The sequence below is a fragment of the Sphingomonas sp. AP4-R1 genome, from assembly GCF_013113735.1.
Taxonomy (GTDB): domain Bacteria; phylum Pseudomonadota; class Alphaproteobacteria; order Sphingomonadales; family Sphingomonadaceae; genus Sphingomonas_I.
This window is the reverse complement of the sequence record NZ_CP053346.1, coordinates 3,545,991-3,564,138: the sequence shown is the minus strand read 5'-3', so window position 1 is coordinate 3,564,138 and position 18,148 is coordinate 3,545,991. Positions and strand designations below refer to the sequence as shown.

General features: G+C 66.3%; 12 protein-coding genes. 2 read left to right on the top strand and 10 right to left on the bottom strand.

Translation table 11 applies throughout. The features are described 5' to 3' along the window. Positions 1-60: 60 nt before the first annotated feature. Together HL653_RS16405 and HL653_RS16400 are read right to left on the bottom strand one after the other, a co-directional pair. The gene (locus HL653_RS16405) at positions 61-1,518 is read right to left on the bottom strand and encodes a carboxylesterase/lipase family protein (RefSeq protein WP_253716976.1); all 1,458 of its coding nucleotides are present in this window, start codon (positions 1,516-1,518) and stop codon (positions 61-63) included. Between the two features lie 90 nt (positions 1,519-1,608). After that, positions 1,609-2,352, bottom strand: coding sequence for a FadR/GntR family transcriptional regulator (locus HL653_RS16400; RefSeq protein ID WP_171747046.1), 744 nt, complete (start codon positions 2,350-2,352; stop codon positions 1,609-1,611). A 153-nt stretch (positions 2,353-2,505) separates the two neighbouring features. On the opposite strand from HL653_RS16400, the gene manD reads away from it, so the two are divergent. After that, positions 2,506-3,714, top strand: a complete 1,209-nt coding sequence (manD, locus tag HL653_RS16395; protein ID WP_171745464.1) for a D-mannonate dehydratase ManD — start codon at positions 2,506-2,508, stop codon at positions 3,712-3,714. Between the two features lie 406 nt (positions 3,715-4,120). On the opposite strand, the gene HL653_RS16390 is transcribed toward manD, so the two are convergent. The 8 genes from HL653_RS16390 to HL653_RS16355 all read right to left on the bottom strand — a co-directional run bounded on the left by HL653_RS16390 (position 4,121) and on the right by HL653_RS16355 (position 17,173). After that, positions 4,121-5,083 carry a glycoside hydrolase family 43 protein gene (locus HL653_RS16390; protein ID WP_253716974.1) on the bottom strand — a complete coding sequence of 321 codons (963 nt, stop codon included), beginning with the start codon at positions 5,081-5,083 and terminating at the stop codon, positions 4,121-4,123. Positions 5,084-5,242: 159 nt separating this feature from the next. After that, positions 5,243-7,150: a glycoside hydrolase family 2 protein gene (locus HL653_RS16385; protein ID WP_171745463.1), complete on the bottom strand. Its 1,908-nt coding sequence runs from the start codon at positions 7,148-7,150 to the stop codon at positions 5,243-5,245. Positions 7,151-7,175: 25 nt separating this feature from the next. Further along, positions 7,176-8,495 (bottom strand): dienelactone hydrolase, encoded by a 1,320-nt coding sequence (locus HL653_RS16380; RefSeq protein ID WP_171745462.1) that lies wholly within the window; start codon positions 8,493-8,495, stop codon positions 7,176-7,178. 208 nt (positions 8,496-8,703) lie between these two features. Continuing rightward, on the bottom strand, positions 8,704-11,031 hold the full coding sequence (locus HL653_RS16375; RefSeq protein WP_171745461.1) for a TonB-dependent receptor: 2,328 nt from the start codon (positions 11,029-11,031) through the stop codon (positions 8,704-8,706). 138 nt (positions 11,032-11,169) lie between these two features. Beyond that, positions 11,170-13,560: a TIM-barrel domain-containing protein gene (locus HL653_RS16370; protein WP_171745460.1), complete on the bottom strand. Its 2,391-nt coding sequence runs from the start codon at positions 13,558-13,560 to the stop codon at positions 11,170-11,172. Beyond that, complete coding sequence (locus HL653_RS16365; RefSeq protein WP_171745459.1) at positions 13,557-14,813, bottom strand: MFS transporter; 1,257 nt, start codon at positions 14,811-14,813, stop codon at positions 13,557-13,559. The genes HL653_RS16370 and HL653_RS16365 overlap by 4 nt, the downstream gene beginning before the upstream one ends. A 48-nt stretch (positions 14,814-14,861) precedes the next feature. After that, positions 14,862-15,650 (bottom strand): DeoR/GlpR family DNA-binding transcription regulator, encoded by a 789-nt coding sequence (locus tag HL653_RS16360; protein WP_171745458.1) that lies wholly within the window; start codon positions 15,648-15,650, stop codon positions 14,862-14,864. After that, entirely contained in the window at positions 15,650-17,173 is a 1,524-nt protein-coding gene (locus tag HL653_RS16355) for a glycerol-3-phosphate dehydrogenase (RefSeq protein WP_171745457.1), read from the bottom strand. The genes HL653_RS16360 and HL653_RS16355 overlap by 1 nt, the downstream gene beginning before the upstream one ends. Positions 17,174-17,326: 153 nt before the next feature. Between HL653_RS16355 and HL653_RS16350 the strand changes: the two genes are divergently transcribed. After that, on the top strand, positions 17,327-18,130 hold the full coding sequence (locus tag HL653_RS16350; protein ID WP_171745456.1) for an MIP/aquaporin family protein: 804 nt from the start codon (positions 17,327-17,329) through the stop codon (positions 18,128-18,130). Positions 18,131-18,148 lie beyond the last annotated feature (18 nt).

The following is an 18,148-nucleotide window of genomic DNA, read 5'->3' as shown; positions in this document are numbered from 1 at the left end:
AGGCAGCGGGACCCCGGATCAAGTCCGGGATGACGGAGAGCAAGACTCTCGTCGCCTCGCCTAACTCGCCGAGGATGAAATCTTCTTCGGCTTGGTCTCCGCCTTGCCGGACCTGTCGTGCGCCCACGGGTCCGGCCCCGCCACCGCAGTCCCGGCCTCGGAAAAGTCCATCATCGTGCCATCGGCTCCGCGATAGGGCGCCCACTTCGGCAGCCCACCGCCGTTCGGATCCCCGGTCTTCACGAAGTTCACGAGATAGGCCGAGATGATATGGCCCATCCGCCTGTCGGCGGGTCTGGTCGCGGCGCCATATTTCACGTCGGCGGTGTCGAAATAATAAGGCAGATCATCCGCATGGATCGCGCCTTCGCTCTTCGGCGTCGGGGCGGCATCGGCGACGTAGGAGAAGCGGTAATAATAAGTCGGCACCCCGGCGGCCGAGATCTCGCCGGCCAGCATACGCGCACCCGCGATCATCATGCCGCCCTTCCCGCCCAGATCGCCGCTCGTCGCGCCGATCACGATCGGAACATGCTGATAGGCGCCGCTCCGATAGGCGGTGGCGACATCGAGCGCGACCCTCCCATCCGGGAACGGACTGCTGAAGGTGCGGGGGCCTGCGCCTAATACCGATCCCAGGGCGATATCGCCCCGCACCGCCTCCACCGGCAACGCCCGCAGCTTCGCGAGGGCCTGCGGATCGCCGGGCGCGATCGACTGGCTTTGGCCGAAGGTGGCACCGACCTTCTCGGCATCCGCCATCGTCGTGCCCCCGATCGACGTGCCGTTGCCGCCCGAAGCGATGAAGGCGCGGGCGAACAGCCCCTTGCCCATCGGCGAGGTGATCAGATTGTGGACGGACATGCCGCCGGCGCTCTCGCCCACGATCGTGACGTTGTCCGGATCGCCCCCGAAGGCGGCGATGTTGCGCCGGATCCACCGCATCGCCGCGATCTGGTCCATGAAGCCGTAATTGGCGAAGAGGCCCTGATCTTCGTTCGCCTGCGTCAGCGCGGGATGCGCGAACGTGCCGAAGCGGCCGAGGCGATAGTTGAAGCTCACCACCAGGATGCCCTGCTTCGCCAAGCGATCGCCGGCATAGATGGGCCGGGAGGCGGAGCCGTTCACGAAGCCGCCGCCATAGATCCAGACCATCACCGGCAGCTTGCCCGCAGCCCCCATCGGCCGCCACACGTTCAGAGTGAGGCAATCCTCCGCCGGCTCCGATCCGCGTTGCTGGAAACCGGAATAATTCTGCACGCAATCATGGCCATAATCGGTGGCGTCGCGAACCCCCGACCAGGCGGCGGCAGGCTGCGGCGCGCGCCAACGCAGCGGGCCGACCGGCGGCGCGGCGAAGGGAATACCCTTGAAGGCCGTGACGCCATCGACGCTGACGCCCGCCAGCGCGCCGCCCTCGACCGTCACTTGCGGTCGATCCGGTGCCGTCCCCTGAGCCTGTGCCTGAACCGGCGGGGCGAAGGCGGCAAGGCCCGCCATGACGAGGATCCGGACCATCTTCGCTCTCCCGACGCGATTGCTTTCCGGAATTGGTAAAGTGACTGCCCTCAATTGGTCAAGCCAGGACGGCATAGGCTGCCGCAGGGCTCAGGCCTTGGGCGTACGACCGAAGCGTGCGCGGGTCGATGCCACCGAACGGCGCGCCTGTGCGATCGCGCGCTCCTCCGTGGTGAACAGCAGATAATCCATCACCTGCCCCAGATGCGCGCGCATCGCCCCGCGCGCCGCCTCCGGATCGCGCGCCCGCAGCGCACGGGCGATCGCGGCATGCTCGTCCACATCCGGGCGGATGTTCGCGGTGCGCGCCTTCTCGTGCAGCAAGGCGCAGTCGGGCGAATTGGAGCGCATCTGCCAGAGTCGCTCGACCGTATCCGCGATCACGGCGTTGCGACTCGCCCGCGCGATCAGCAGATGAAATTCGTGATCGGCCTTGTCGCTGAACTGCGGCTCCTCATTCTCCCGCGCGATCCGATCGACCAGCGCATCCAGCGCGTCCAGCTCCGCATCACCGATCTGCATCGCGGCGAGCGCGGCCGCCTCGCCCTCGAACACCAGACGCGCCTCGGTCAACTCGAAGGCGGTGGCGTGGAAATCGGGATGATCCTTGCTGCCCGGCAGGCGCCGCACATACGCGCCGGAGCCGACCTTGACCTCGATCAGCCCCTGCACTTCCAGCGCGATCATCGCCTCGCGCACGGCCGGCCGGCTGACATTGTAGAGCGTCGCCAGCTCGCGCTCGGCGGGCAGGCGCGCGCCGATCTCGTAGCGGCCCGCCGCCAGTTCATCGAACAGCTGTCGGGCAAGCCGCTGGTACAGGCGATCCGCCTGCATCGGCGCCTCGCCCACCGGCGATGCCGCCTCGATCGCTTTGTTCGGCGAACCCGTCATATCCTCACCCCGCACAAATCGGACATACCAATTTTCTTGAAATCGGCAAGCCGGATGCTACCATCGCCGCAAACGACAGAGCGGAAGTTGGAAGAGATGAAGATCACTGCGGCAAAAGTCATCGTTACCTGTCCGGGCCGGAATTTCGTGACGCTCAAGATCGAGACCGATCAGGGCGTATATGGCATAGGCGACGGCACGCTCAACGGGCGCGAGCTTTCTGTCGTCTCCTATCTTCAGGATCATGTCGTCCCCTGCCTGATCGGGATGGATCCGCGCAGAATCGAGGATATCTGGCAATATCTGTATCGCGGCGCTTACTGGCGGCGCGGGCCCGTGACGATGCGCGCGATCGCCGCCGTCGACGTGGCGCTCTGGGATATCAAGGCCAAGATGGCCAACATGCCGCTCTACGACCTGCTTGGCGGCAAGAGCCGTGAGGGCGTGATGGTCTATGGTCATGCCAACGGGACCGACATCGAAGAGACGGTCGACGCGGTCGGCCACTATATCGACATGGGCTACAAGGCGATCCGCGCGCAGACCGGCATTCCGGGCGTGGAAGGTGTGTACGGCGTCGGGCGCGGCAAGCTCTATTACGAGCCCGCCGATGCCTCTTTGCCCTCGCTGATGGGCTGGGACACGCGCAAGGCGCTGAATTACATCCCGAAGCTGTTCGAGAAGATCCGCGACACCTACGGCTTCGACCATCACCTGCTGCATGACGGCCACCACCGCTACACCCCGCTGGAGGCCGCCAATCTCGGCAAGCTGCTGGAGCCGTTCCAACTCTTCTGGCTGGAGGATTGCACGCCCGCCGAAAATCAGGAGGCGTTCAAGCTCGTCCGCCAGCACACCACCACCCCGCTGGCGGTGGGCGAGATCTTCAACACGATCTGGGACGCCAAGGACCTGATCCAGAACCAGCTGATCGACTATATCCGCATGACGATCGTGGGATCGGGCGGCGTCAGCCATCTGCGCCGTGTGGCCGATCTGGCGAGCCTCTATCAGGTGCGCACCGGCTGCCATGGCGCGACCGATCTCTCGCCGGTCACGATGGGCACGGCGCTCCATTTCGACACGTGGGTGCCCAATTTCGGCATCCAGGAGTATATGCGCCACACGCCGGAGACGGACGCCGTCTTCCCCCACGCCTATCATTTCGAGGACGGCCTGCTCTATCCGGGCGAGACGGTGGGCCACGGCGTGGACATCGACGAGGCCGAGGCGGCGAAGTATCCGTACAAGCCGGCGTATCTGCCAGTGGCGCGGCTGGAAGACGGGACGATGTGGAACTGGTGATCGAGGTGTGGCGGGGACGTGAGAGCGTCCCCGCTCCTGATCCGTCATGTCAGCGCCGGCCAGTATCCATTTCTATTCCGGCGATCATTGCCTCATTGAGAGAGGGACATGGATCCCAGCCTTCGTTGGGATGACGGGGGATGGGAGTGTCGACTATCGGCGGTGGCGGACGTTGCCGCATAATCCTCTCCAGCCTTCGCCGGAGAGGGCCTGAACGGACGGCCGCTTTCCACCCGTTCCTGACATGTCGATAACCTCGTCACCCCGGCCTTGAGCCGGGGTCCCGCTTCTTGTTTTTCGGAGCATCGCAAAGATAGTGGGATCCCGGCTCAAGGCCGGGATGACGAGGCAATATATGGCCGTTGTTCACCCATCGCGATCGTTCAGCACAGAGGCTGCCAGCCCCTCACCCCAACGCCGCAATCACCTCCTTCGGCACCCGCACCAGCGATCCGTGGCGCGCGCCGGGCGGCATCGTCAGCCGGTCGCTCACATCCTGCCATGTCACCATGTCGCGCGTCTTCGCGGCGCCCCAGCGGCCGTCGCGATAGACGTCGTAATAGCAGACGAGATCGGCGCCGATGCGCGTCGTCATCGGGCCTTCCACCCACGAGGGCGTGAAGGGCGCGCCGAGCGGCTCGAACGGGCCGTTCGGGCCCCTGGCCTTTGCCGCGCGCAGCCATTTGCGGGGCGGCGTCACCGTCTCGTCCTTCACGATCAGAGTGAGGCTGCCGTCGGGCGCGGTGGCGAAGGTGCCGTCGATCACGCTGAAGCCCGGATCGTAGAACGGTTCGGGCGGCGTGAAGCGCTCGAAATCACGGGTGCGCGTGCACCAGAGGCGATGATTGTAGGCGGATTCGGAGCTGCTCGCCGTCTCCGTGAAGCGGCCCGTGACGGTGCTGGACCAGAAGAGCGTGAACAGGCCGGTCGCGGGATCGTGGATCGCCTCGGGCGCCCAGCAATTGCGGACGCCCGCCACGCCTTCCATCACCGGTATGGCGCGCTGGGGCGACCAGTGGAGGAAATCGCGCGTGGTGGCGTGGCCGATCGTCACGCCCTCCCACGCGGTGGTCCAGACCATGTGCCACGGCGCATCCGGCCCGGCGCCGCGAAACACGAAGGGATCGCGCAGCAACTTCTTCTCGCCCACCTCCGGTGCGAGGAAGGTGCGGCCGCCGCCCAGCGCGCGGAACGTGTAACCATCGTCGCTGGTGGCCAGCTTCAGGCCGACGCCGTCATCCTTGCCGGTCAGGAAGTAAGCGAACAGCAGGGGATCGGCGGGGGACACCTTGCCGGATGCCGTGGTGCCGATGAGCGCTGTGGCGCCCGCCCCGAGAAGAAGGTCGCGCCGACCGATTGGGATGTCCATGCGGCCTTATCGGCAGGGTGGGTGGCGGGATCAAGGGTCGCCCCCCGTCCTCCGTTCGTTCTGAGCGAAGTCGAAGCACGGGCCTCGCGGGCACCGCTTGAAGCACGTTCTTCGACTTCGCTCAGAACGAACGGAGTTGGGGTAGCGGGCGCAGCTCTCCTATTTCGCGGCCGCTTCCTTCTTCGCATAATAGCCGGACAGCACGCCGAAGGCTTCCTTGCGCTGGCCCGTTTCGGAGATCAGGCCCTTGCGGTTCCAGCCCTGCTGGAAATCGGGATTCTGGCGGCGGGGCGAGCGGAAGTCCTTGAGGATCCAGGGCGAAAGGCCACGCAGCATCGGCAGCTTGTCCGCCATGGCCAGCGTCTGGCGATAATATTCCGCCTGGAATTCCTCGGAGAACTTCTGCGGATCCTTGATGTCGTGGAAGCCCGCTTTGGCGTCCGCACCGAATTCGGAGAAGATCAAAGGCTTGTCGGTCGGCACCTTCCAGGTGGAGGACGGCAGGGTCGCGAGGCGATCCTGGCTGTACCAGCCATTGTAGGTGTTGATCGCGACGATATCGAGCGCGTCGGCCAGCGGATCGACCATCGCCATCACCGGCGCGCCCGAGCCCTTCTCACGCTCCACCAGCAAGGCCGCGCTGACGAGGCGGGTGTCGTCGAGCTTGCGGACGTCCGCGATCAGGGTGCGCAGGAAGGTGTTGCGCGCGTCCGTGATCGGCGTCTCGTTCGCCACGCTCCAGATCGCGACCGAGGCGCGGTTGTGGTCGCGGGTGATATTCTCGGCCAGCATGTTGCGCGCCGTCGCCAGCGTGTCCGGGTTGGACCAGGCGACCTGCCAATAGACGGGCACCTCGCTCCAGACGAGCAGGCCGAGTTCGTCGGCCATGCGCGTCATCGCCTCGCCATGCGGATAATGGGCGAGGCGGACGAAATTGCCGTGCAGCCCGGTCTTCACCTCGCTCAGCAGCGCGCGGGCGGCGGCGGGGGTGATGGCGCGGGTGGGCTCGGTGCCGATCTCCTCCTCATGCACGGAGATGCCGCGCAGGAAGATGGGCTTGCCGTTCAACAGGATATCGGTGCCGCGCACCTCGATCGTCTTGAAGCCGATCCGATCCTTCCACTCATCCTCGCCGCTGGAGACGGCGACATCGTAGAGCTTCGGGCGATCGGGCGACCAGCGGACGAGAGCGGCGGGCGTCGTGACCAGCCCGTGCCAATTGCCCTGCCCGTCCGTGGTGGCCGCCTGATCCAGCTTCAGCTCGGGGATGCGAAGGTGGATCGTGCGGTTGGCGGCCTGAGGCCCATCCAGATGCACATCGGCGGCGAGCCTGCCGTCGCGCGTCAGGCGCACCCAGGCGTCGTCCACATAGGTATCCGGCGTCATGACGAGGCGGACCGGACGGGTGACGCCGCCATAATTCTCCCAATCCGTGACGGTGGGCGGCACGGTCGTGGCATCCACCGTGCTGTCGACGCCGACGGTGACCTGATTGTCGCCGTCGCGCAGCAGCTTCGTCACTTCGAACGCGAAGGGCGTGAAGCCGCCCTCGTGCCGGCCGACCGGCTTGCCGTTCAGATAGACGATCGTTTTGTAGTTGGCCGCCCCGAAGCGGAGGAAGAAGCGCCCCTTGCGCCCGGCCGCGACCGGGAAGGTCCGCTGATACCACATCAGCCCCTGATAATGGCGCAGTTCGGGCGCCTCGGTGAGCCAGGACGAGGGCAAGGTGGTGAGCGGAGAATGGCCGAGATCGAATTCGTAGAGAACGCGCCCATCCTTCGCCATTTCGGCGCGTGGATCGATGTCCAGCCAGCGCTGCTGGCCCGGATCGGGCATCGCGCCGTGGAAGCCGGAAATGCCCGAGCGGAACGGATCGATCGAATAATGCCAGGGTCCGGACAATTCCATGCCCGCCCGCATGTCGGCGGAGATGAGGTGCGGGCTGGTGGCGACGGTGGCGAGCGGCGGGGCCGGCGGCGGAGGTGCGGCCTCTTGCGCGAGGGCGGGGAGCGCGGGCAGCGCCGCCAGCAGGATCAGGCCATAAGCCATCGTCTTTCGCATCATCATCTCCCGTTATGATTTCGTCGGATGCCTAGGATCCGGGTCGATATTCCAGCGACATGCCCTTGGCGCGGCTCGGCTGGAAGCCCTTCCAGATCGTCGAGGCGGGCGCGCCCGGACTATAGCCCGCGTAGCGGCCGGACGGGGCATCGGCCCACACGCCATCGTCCGAGTTGGGCACGAGGCCATCGAGATAGGCGCCCTTGGCGGCGTCGCCCTTCACGGTGCGATCGAGGAAGGCGGTGATGAAATGGGCCTGCACCGCGAGCAGGCGGTCCTTGCGCCACACGCTGTCCTCGAACCAGTCCTCGTCCCAGAAGGTCTTTCGCATCTCGGGCGGGGCGCCGATCAACGCGATACTGTGCGCCGCCTCGCGGAAGGTGAGCAGGTAGCGCGGCGCATGGACCTCGTCCGCGAACAAAGTCCGCACGCCCGGATCATAGCCGACGACATGATCCTGACTGCCGACGATGAAAAGTGTCGGCGTGCGGATCGCGGCGACGCCGGGCGAGGCCCACAAGGCCGTGCCGCGCAGATTGCCGGGCGGGGCGATGGCGACGACGGCCTTCAGATCGGCCACCCTCATGTCGCCGGCCTTGGCGCCACCCGTCACATAAGGCGCGAGGACGCCGCGCGTGGCCGCTGCCAGCTTGGAATCGAGCGGGGCGCCGGCGGCGGTAAGCACACCATAGCCGCCCATCGAATAACCGATCAGCACGGTCCGCGCCGGGTCGGCCGCGGCGAAGACGCCCTGCCCTGCCCGTGCGCGGCGCTGCGCCTCGGCAGCGGCGAAGACGATATCGAGCGGACGGCGCGCGAGCGGGCCCGCTGCTGCGGCAGGCGTTCGGTTGGAGATTGCGGGATCGCGAAAGGCGGGGGCCACGACGACATAGCCCTTGCTCGCGAGATTCTCGCCGAGCCACGACAGCGCCTCGGGCACGTTGCTGTAACCGTGGGCGAGGATCACGAGCGGAAATTTGCCGGCGGCCGCCCGTGCGCCGGGCGTGGCGATGCCGGGCACCGTGAAAGCGACATCCGCGCCATTCTCGCCGGGAAGCGCGGCGCGATAGGTGGTGCCGGGCCCCGGCGTGGCGGCGGGATACCAGACCTTGATCGGAAGATGGCGATCGACGATCGCGGGCGTGGCGCCTTCCGACAGGGGATCGGCCTGCCCCGGCTGGACGAACTCGACATCCGCCACGCCGACCGGATGCGTACCCAGCCGCGCCAGTTCGGGCGCATCGACACCCGGAATGGCGGGAGCCTGTTGCGCCGAGGCCGGAAGGACGAGCGCGATGCCGGACATGGCGAGAGCGGCCGGGGCGAGAGCGGCCAAGGCGCGAAGCATCATAGTCACCCCATCAGAAAGGGATCATTGCGAACCCGCTTTTCCCCTTCCGTTTGCCCTGAGCCGGTTGGAGGGCCGTTCCTCTTTCTTGCGGTAGGAAGAGAAGAACAGTGCTTCGACAGGCTCAGCACGAACGGAATTGAGGCTTTGACGGATACCGCGACGGTCCCGGAAAAAAGGCGGGGGCGATCGCTCGCCCCCGCCCCGGAGATCAGAAGGTCAGGCCGACCCGGACGCCGCCATAACGGCGGAAGTCTCGAGGCAGCACGGCCTGCGTCGCCTGTCCCGGATTGGACGCCGAGAGACCGAAATTGCCCGCGCTGTTTACCAGAGCCGGGAAATATTGCTGATCGAACAGATTGTTGACGAAGCCGACCACTTCCCACTTCCGATCCTGGCTGCGGACACCCAGGCCGACATTGACGATGTGATAGCCCTTCTGCGTCAGCTCGGGATCGCGCGAGGCATAGAAGATGCTGCTCTGATACTGCCAGTTGCCCTGCACGATGCCGCGCAGCTTGTCGGTGAGTGCCGGCGAATATTCGCCGGTGGCCGAGAACTTCCATTTCGGCGCCTGCACGGCGCGCGTCCCGGTGAGATTCTGGTAGCTCGCGGCACCGCCGCCCGGATCGATGCAACCCTGCGCCACCGTCTGCGTCGGATAGCATTGCGCGACCGGGAACGACTTATACTTGGCATCCAGATAGGCCATCGAGGCGCCCAGCGTGATGTCCGATCCGACGCGCGCCGTCGTATCGACTTCGACGCCCTTCGTGCCCAGCTTGCCGACATTGGTGAGGCGGAAGTTCGAGGTGCCGTCCGCCAGCGTCTCGATCGTCTGCGCCTGCAGGTTCTTATAGTCGGTCTGGAACAAAGTGATGTTGAAGGTCAGGCGATGATCGAACCACTGGGTGCGGATGCCCAGTTCCTTGTCCTTCGACTTTTCGGGCTTGATCGGGCCGGCCGCCTGACGGTTCGCGTTGAAGCCGGTCGTCAGATCGTAGGTCTGGCCCTTATAGCCGGTGGCATAGGTGGCGAAGGCGCTGATCGTGGGCGTGAATTCGTAGCGCAGGCTCGCCTTCCACGTCTCGGCCGTATCCTTCGCGCCGCCGCTGAAGAAGGAGGCGGCCGGCGCCACCGCCAGATTATCCTTGAAGGTGTAGTCGATCTTCTCGTTCTGGATGCGTGCGCCGCCGGTCAGCGTGGCGTGCGGCAGGAACTCCCAGTCCGCCTGGACGAAGCCCGCAATCTGGCGCGACTTCGAGGTGGCGTACCAGTTGGCGAGCGAGAAATAGGGCCCGCGCACGAACGGCCGCTCGAATGCGACATGCGCGTAATACGCGCCGACCGTGTAGCGGAACGGCTTGCTCGACGGCGACTGCAGGCGGACTTCCTGCGTGTACAGTTCGGACTTGAACTCGCCGACCTGGATGTTGCTGCCGAAATTGCTGATGCTGGTCGGCACCGACGTATCGTCATGATCCAGATAATCGTGGAGGTGGAACTTGTCGTAGGACGAGACGGTGATCAGGCTCATCTCGCCCAATTCGATCTCGCCACGCAGATTGCCGCCCCAGCCCGAATATTTGGTGCGCGCGTCATAATTGTTGCTGATGTCGGTATTGTCGGTGCTGACGACGACTCCCGGCATCGTCACCGCCTGCGTCAACGCGGCGACGCCGCGCAGGCGCGCATTGGACGACAGGCGGACGAACGGACGACCCACGTCGGTGCTGCCGTCCAGATAATTGGCGGAGAGCGTGAAGGTGGCGGTGCCGCTCGGCTTGAAGCGCAATTTTCCGCGCGTGTTGAACGTCTTGCGGCCGTTGACGTCCTTGCCGTTGAAGAGGTTCTTCACATTGCCATCCCAAGAGGAATAGCTGGCCGAGACGATGTAGCCGAGCTTCTCGTTGATCGGGCCCGAGATGCTGAAATTGCCGCCATATTCGGAATCCGTCGTTGCCGTGGCGTTGGCGCGGACATGGAAGGTGTCGGTCGGATTGCGCGTGATGATGTTGATCAGGCCGGCCGACGCCGACTTGCCGTAAAGCGTGCTCTGCGGCCCGCGCAGCACCTCGATCCGCTCCACGTCGGGCAGATCGGTGAAGGCGCGCGCCTGGAAGGCGAGCGGCACTTCGTCCGTCAGCACGGCGACGCTGGGCTCCACGCCGATGCCGAAGGCGAAGGTGCCGACGCCGCGCAGCGAGATGTTCGCGTTCACCGGATGCTCGGCCGGCCGGATCGTGAGCGACGGCGCGATCTTGCCGAGATCCTGGAACTGGCGGACGCCGGCGGCGGCGAGCTGGGTCGGCGAGACGACCGAGACGGCGAGCGGCACGGACTGGACGTTTTCGGCGCGCTTCTGCGCGGTGACGATGATTTCGCCCGGATCGTTGGCGGCGCGGGCGGCGGGCGCGGCGGCTGGTTCGGCAGCGGGCGCGGCCGCATCGGGCGCCGCCTGCGCCCAGAGCGGCGTGGCCGCTAGGATCAGCCCGGCGGCAAACGCACCACGGGCGACATTGCTTTGAAAGCGGGTCATTCAACCTCCCCTATGTTTCAGGCCGATTATTCTTTGTTTCGGCTCAGACCCGTGCCTATCAAATGGCCTGACCAGATTCAAGCAACTCTACGCAATTTTACCGTTATCGCTCCCATATTGGTCTAACCGACTTGCGATTCAGAGCGTGAGTGTGACACCTCTGCGACTATCGCGTTCGACAGGCGCACCAGCGCCGCCGCCCACCACGATGTCGCGTGCGTCGCCCGGCGGCAGCAGCAGGGTCACGCGAGGGTCGCCGGAGCCCGGCCCGACCCTCGTGATCTCGATCCGGATCTGGGCGGCATCGGCCTCTCCCCGGACGTGCCAGCGATCGACCGGCGCGGCACCGTCGCCGCCATCCTCGATGGCCGACCAATCGAACGTGCCCTCGGCGGGCGGGAACAGCCAGATGCCGCGATCGGCCTCGCCCGGCCGCCAGCCGCCCGTGGCGAGATCCACCAGCATCGCGGATCCCGCGCGCGCCAGCAGCGGCGGGTTTCCCTCCACCGGGGCGGACAGAATATGCGTGATGCCGCCTTCCAGCCGCGCGCCGCTCCATACGTCGATCCAGTCGGCGCCTGCGGGCGGGCGAACGGTGCGCTCGGTGGCGCCCTCCTCCATCACGCAGGCGACCAGCAGATCGGGGCCGAGCAGATGCTCGTCACACTCGGCCCACGCCTGCGGATCGTTGGGGAAATCCAGCCAGGTGGGGCGCACCATCGGCTCATACTCGGCATGATAACGGTGGAGCAGATCGTAGAAGAACGGCACCAGAGTCTGCCGCAGCGCCAGCAGGCGGCGCATCGCGGGCAGAGCCTGTGGGTACATCCACGGCTCATTGACGGTGCGATCGTCATTCCAGCTGTGGATGCTGAAGCGCGGCATCATCACGCCCGCCTGAACCCAGCGGATCAGCAGCTCGGGCGACGGTGCGGGACCGGCGAAGCCGCCGATATCGTGCCCGCTGTTCGACACGCCCGACAGAGCGAGGCCGATCGACTGGCGCGCATTGTAGCGGAGCGACTTCCATTCGGTGCGATTGTCGCCGCTCCACGTCTGCGCATAACGCTGGAGGCCCGCCATGCCCGATCGGGTGACCACGTAAGGCCGGCGATCGGGGAAATACTCGGTCTGCGCGCGGCGCGAGGCGCGGCTCATCAGCAGCGGCTGAACGGGGCGCATCTCGGCGGCCGAACGCGGCGTGCCGAAGCCGGCGAAGCGCGCGCGCGCATCCCAGATCTCATATTCGTTATTGTCGTTCCAAGTGGAGACGATGCCGTTGTCGAGCAGAGCCGTCTTCACCTGATCGCGCCACCAGGCGGCCGCCTTCGGATCGGTGAAATCGATATAGCTGCCCGCCTCGTCCCAGAACTGTGCCTCGATCGGCTCGCCCGCCTCGTCCGCCACGAACAGGCCGGCGGCGGCGACCTCGTCATAGCGCGGGTGGCTGCGGAGCAGAGCCGGCTTGATGTTGGGCACAAGCTGGACGCCTGCATCCGCATAGCTTTTCACGAAGGCGGCGGGATCCGGGAATTTGTCGCGGTTCCAGTTGAACACGTAGCGCTTGTCGCCGATCGAGGTGTAGCCGGACGACAAATGGAACGACGTGCAGCCGAGATCATGCTCGGCCAGTTTGTCGAGGAAGCCCGCCATCTGCGCCTCGGCATCGGGCGCGTCCGTATAGGTCATGGTCGAGCCGGAGTAACCGAGCGACCAGCGCGGCATCAGCGCGGGGCGACCGGTGAGCCAGGTGAAGCGCTTCGTCACCGCCAGCGGATCGGGCCCGGCGATCATCCACAGATCGAGATCGCCGGAGGCCGCGATCATGTGGCGATAATGTCCATGATAATTGTCCAGCTCGCGCCCGAAATCGAAGCTGATGTCGGAGGAGCTGTCGTAGAAGGCGCCGTGGCAGGCCCCCTCCCCGTCCGCGACGAGGACATACGGGATCGACTTGTAGAGCGGATCGGCATTCTCCGCGTCAAAGCCCATCGGATCGAGATTGGTGAGGCGGAAGCTGCGACCGGCGCGATCGCAATCGCCGGAGCGGTCGCCGAGGCCGAAGAAGCGCTCGCCGGAGCGCCGCGCGAGATAGTGATAGGTGCGGCCGTCCCACCAGCCGAAATCATAGGACTGGGTGGGGCGATCGGCCGCCATCAGGCGCCATTCGCCTGCCACCTTCTGCTCCCAGCTGCAGTGGAGGCCGTGCAGCTGGACGGTCAGGCGGATACGGCGCGTGGCGAGGACCAGCACGCCCTCATCCGTCTCCAGCAGATAGTCCGGGCAGGTGAAGCCGCTCACGTCCATCCGGTCGCGGCCGGGTTCGGCGATATCCTCGGCGCCGGGGGCGATGGCCCAGCTCGGCGGGCTCGTCACCGCACCCTCGGCCAGCAGCAGCAGGCGGACGATATCGTCCTCCAGCACGAACAGGTGGGCGACCGCGCCCGTATCGGCGGTGAGCGTCACCCGGCCGGTGGCGCGATCGGTGACGCGGAAACGCGGCGGATTGGAAAGCGTGGCGCGTCTCATCGGGCGGACTCCGGAAGCGTGAGATGACGAATGGCGAGGATCAGGATCGCGGCCGCGATCAGATCGAAGACGGACAGGCAGGCGAACAAGGGCGCGTAGCCGATCAGGTCGGCCAGCTGGCCGATCAGCAGCGAGAAGAGCAAACCGCCGACCCAGCCGGCCTGGCCGACGAAGCCGTTGGCGGTGCCCACTTCCTCGGCGGTGAAGACGTCGGCCGAGAGCGTGTTGATCAGCACCGAGATGATCTGGTGCGCGAAGCCGCCGATGCAGAAGAGCGCGATCGCGGCATAGGGGCTGGCGACGAGGCCGATGCAGCCCGGCGCGATCATCAGCACCGCCGCCATGGCGATGCCCGCCACGCGCGAGGGGATCAGCGTGACGCCGAAGCGACGGATCAGGAAGGGCGAGAGATAGCCGCCCAGCACCCCGCCCAGATCGGCGGCGAGGAAGGGCAGCCACGCGAACATCGCAATCTGCTTCAGATCCATGCCACGTTCGGAGGCGAGATAGAGCGGGATCCAGAAGCTGAACGTCTGCCACGCAGGCTCGACCAGGAAGCGCGGCACCGCGATCGTCCAGAAGCGCGGGCTGGCGAGGATTTCGCGTGTGGTGGCGCGGGTGACGGGGTTTGCGGGCCTGTCGGACGCGATCAGGGCCCGCTCCTCGGGCGTGATCGCGGGATGCGTGGCGGGGGAGCGATAGAAGCCATACCAGGCGGCGGCCCAGATCAGGCCGACCGCGCCGGTGACGATGAAGGCCACGCGCCAATCGGCCCAGAGCGACACCGCCACCACGATCGGCGGCGCGATCAGCGCGCCGATCGAGGTGCCCGCATTGAACCAGCCGACCGCGACCGACCGCTCGCGCGCGGGAAACCATTCGGCGATGGCCTTGATCCCCGAGGGCACGGCGGCGGATTCGGCGAGGCCGAGCAGGCCGCGGAAGAAAGCGAGGGTGAGCCAGCTGAAGGCCAGCGCGTGCAGCATGTTCGCCGCGGACCAGGCGAGACCGAACAGCGCGAAGCCGGCGCGCAGGCCGATCCGATCGACGATCGCGCCCGCCACCGGCTGCATCACGGTATAGGCCAGCTGGAACGCGCCGACGACATAGCTGTATTGCTGGGTGGACATGGACAGGCTGGTCTTCAGCTCGGCTGCCAGCACGCCCAGCGAATTGCGGGCGAGATAATTGGCGATCGTGCCCGCGCAGATCAGCGCGACGATCCACCACCTGAGATGCTTCACTCGCCTCATTCCATCCCCTCTTCCGTCCGGCTTATTATACCGGATCTGAATTTTTGGTCAGTCCAATTTCTCCGTCTCATGCACGGCAACGTTCGCGGCCCTGCACGCCGCCGCCACCGCCGGATCGGTCATGCGATCGGTGACGAGATGATCGATCGCATCCATCTCCGCGATGCGGACCGGCGCGGGCCGGCCGAACTTGGTGCGATCGACGCCGAGGATCACGGTGCGGGCCTGCGTGATGATCGTCTGCGAGACACGCACCTCGTCCACGTCGAAGTCGAGCAAAGTGCCCTCCTCGTCCACGGCCGAGGCGCCGATCAGCGCATAATCCACCTTGAAGGCGCGGATGAAATCCATCGCCAGCGCGCCGACCACCGCGCGATCCGTGCCGCGCACCTTGCCGCCCGCCACGATCACCTCGATCGAGGGGCGGTTGCCGAGGATGTCGATCACGTTGAGATTGTTGGTGACGACCAGCAGATCGCGATGATCCACCAGAGCGCGGGCGATCGCCTCAGTCGTCGTGCCGATATTGATGAACAGGCTCGCGCCGTTGGGGACGAGCGCGGCGGCAGCCTCGCCGATCGCGGCCTTGGCCCCCGCCGCGACATGGCGCCGGGCCTCGCGATCCAGATTGTCGACGCCCGAGGTGACGACAGCCCCGCCATGCACGCGGGACAGCATCGATCGCTGGGCGAGCATGTTCAGATCGCGCCGGATGGTCTGTGGCGTCACGTCCAGTTCGGCGGCGAGCGTTTCCACGGCGACGCTGCCCGCATGCCGCGCGATCTCGAGGATCCGGGCATGGCGCTGCGCGACGATGTCTGCCCCCTCGGCGGCCATCAGCTTGCCGTGACGGCCATGGGCTGTGCGGCGAGATACGCGGTCAGCCGCTCGGACGTTCCCGGCGGCACATGCAGGCCGAGCTTCGAGCGGCGATAGAGGATGTCCTCCGCCGTGCGCGCCCATTCGCGCTCGCGCAGATACTCCACCTCGCGCGTCGTCAGATGGCCGCCGAGATCCTCGCCCAGATCGGCCAGCGTGCCCGCACTTCCGAGCAGATCATCGACGCAGGTCCCGTAAGCGCGCGCGAGACGGCGGAGCAGATCGGCGGGCAGGCCCGGCCGCGCGGCCACGAGCTTGCCCACGAACGTCTCGAAATCGGCCATGTCGCCGCCCGGCAGCGTCGCGCCGGCCGTCCAGGCCGGCTTCGCGTCGGGGAAGAAGCGCGCCAGTTCCTCCAGCGCATGTTCGGCCAGCTTGCGATAGGTGGTGATCTTGCCGCCGAAGATGCTGAGCATCGGCGCCCGCCCCTCGCCCGCATCCAGATCCAGCACATAATCGCGCGTCACGGCCGAGGCGCTGCCGGCCTTGTCGTCATAGAGCGGGCGGATGCCGGCATAGCTCCAGACCACGTCGCTCTCGCTCAGGCCCTTCGTGAAATAGCGGTTCACGGTCTCGAGCAGATAGCTGGTTTCGCCCGCGCTGATCTGCGCCTTGGCGGGGGCGCCTTCCCACGGCTCATCGGTAGTCCCGATCAGCGTGAAGCGACCCTCATAGGGAATGGTGAACACGATGCGGCGATCGGGATTCTGCAGCATGAAGGCGTGGTCGCCCTCGTACAGGCGATCGACGATGATGTGGCTGCCCTTGATCAGGCGCACGCCGCGATCGACATTCGCATCGGGCACGCGGCCCAGCACGTCCGCCACCCACGGCCCCGCCGCATTGACGAGGACGCGCGCCTTCACCTCGCGCTGGCCGCTCTCATCCTCGATCGTCGCGACCCAGCCCTCGCCGACGCGCTGCGCGGAAATCAGCTTGGTGCGGGTGCGGATGTCGGCGCCGCGATCGGCCGCGTCGCGCGCGTTCAGCACGGTCAGGCGGCTGTCCTGCACCCAGCAGTCCGAATAGACGAAGGCCTTGCCCTTCGATTGCTTGAGCCCGTTGCCGTAGCGCGTGCGGCCGAGATCGATCGTCTCGGTGCCGGGCAGTTTCTTCCGGCCGCCGAGATGATCGTAGAGGAACAGGCCGAGTCGAACCATCCAAGCCGGACGCGGCGACTGGGTCTGCGGCAGTACGAACCGCAGCGGCCAGATGATGTGCGGCGCCATGCCCCACAGCCGCTCACGCTCGATCAGCGCCTCGCGGACCAGCCGGAACTCGCCATATTCCAGATAGCGCAGGCCGCCATGGATCAGCTTGGTCGAGGAGGAGGAGGTGTGCGCCGCCAGATCGTCCTGCTCGACCAGCAAGACGGACAGGCCACGGCCGACCGCGTCGCGCGCGATCCCCGCTCCATTGATACCGCCGCCGACCACAAGAAGGTCGACCACCGGGCCCTCAGCCCGCGCCGCCTCGTTCATCCACATCCCTTTCCATGCGTGCCCTATGGCCGCAAAACGAAAATAGAACCGCGCAAACGAAAATGAAACGAAAATATTTGACGTTCGAGCGAAAACGGCAGAGGACTCGCATCGCTGGCCCGGCCGCAAGCCCGGGAAGCGAGAGGAGAAGGCATGACGACGCAGGCATACAAGCTGCGGGGCGAACTGATCGCCGAGGCATTGGCGACCGCCATCATCATCACATTGGGCGACTCGGCGGCGGCGATGATCACGCTGTACGATCCCAGCCCCTACGCCACCGCTTACTGGGGCGTGTGCATCGCCTGGGGGCTGGCCGTGACGCTGGCGATCTTCGTGACAGGCTCGGTTTCGGGCACGCATGCGAACCCGGCGGTGACGCTGGCGCTCACCGTGTTTCGCGGTTTCCCGGTGAAAAAGGTGCTGCCTTATGTGGCGGCGCAGATCGTGGGCGCGTTCATCGGCGCGGCGATCGTCCACCAGCTCTTCGGCCCGGTGATCGACGCCTACAACACTACCCACGGGCTGACGCGCGCGGATGGCGGCGCGGCGGGCGTGTTCTTCACCGCCCCCGGCGCGCACATCACGCCGATCCACGCTTTCTGGGACGAAGTGGTGCTGACGGCGGTGCTGCTGCTCGGCATCTTCGCGATCACCGACGAATATAACACCGTCGCCCCGCAGGCCAATTCGGGCGCGCTGATGATCGGTCTGCTGGTGGCCACGATCGGCGCCTGCTTCGGCTTTCTGGAAGCATGGCCGATCAACCCGGCGCGCGATTTCGGCCCGCGCCTGTTCTGCTTCCTCACCGGCTGGGGCGGATCGGCGTTTCCCGGCCCCAACAATTACTGGTGGGTGCCGATCGCCGGGCCGCTGCTGGGCGGCGTAACCGGCGGCGCGATCTACCAGTTCCTTGTGAAGCCCTATCTGCCGCCGCGCGGCGGCGCATCCGCATAAGAATTCAAGGAGAGAGCA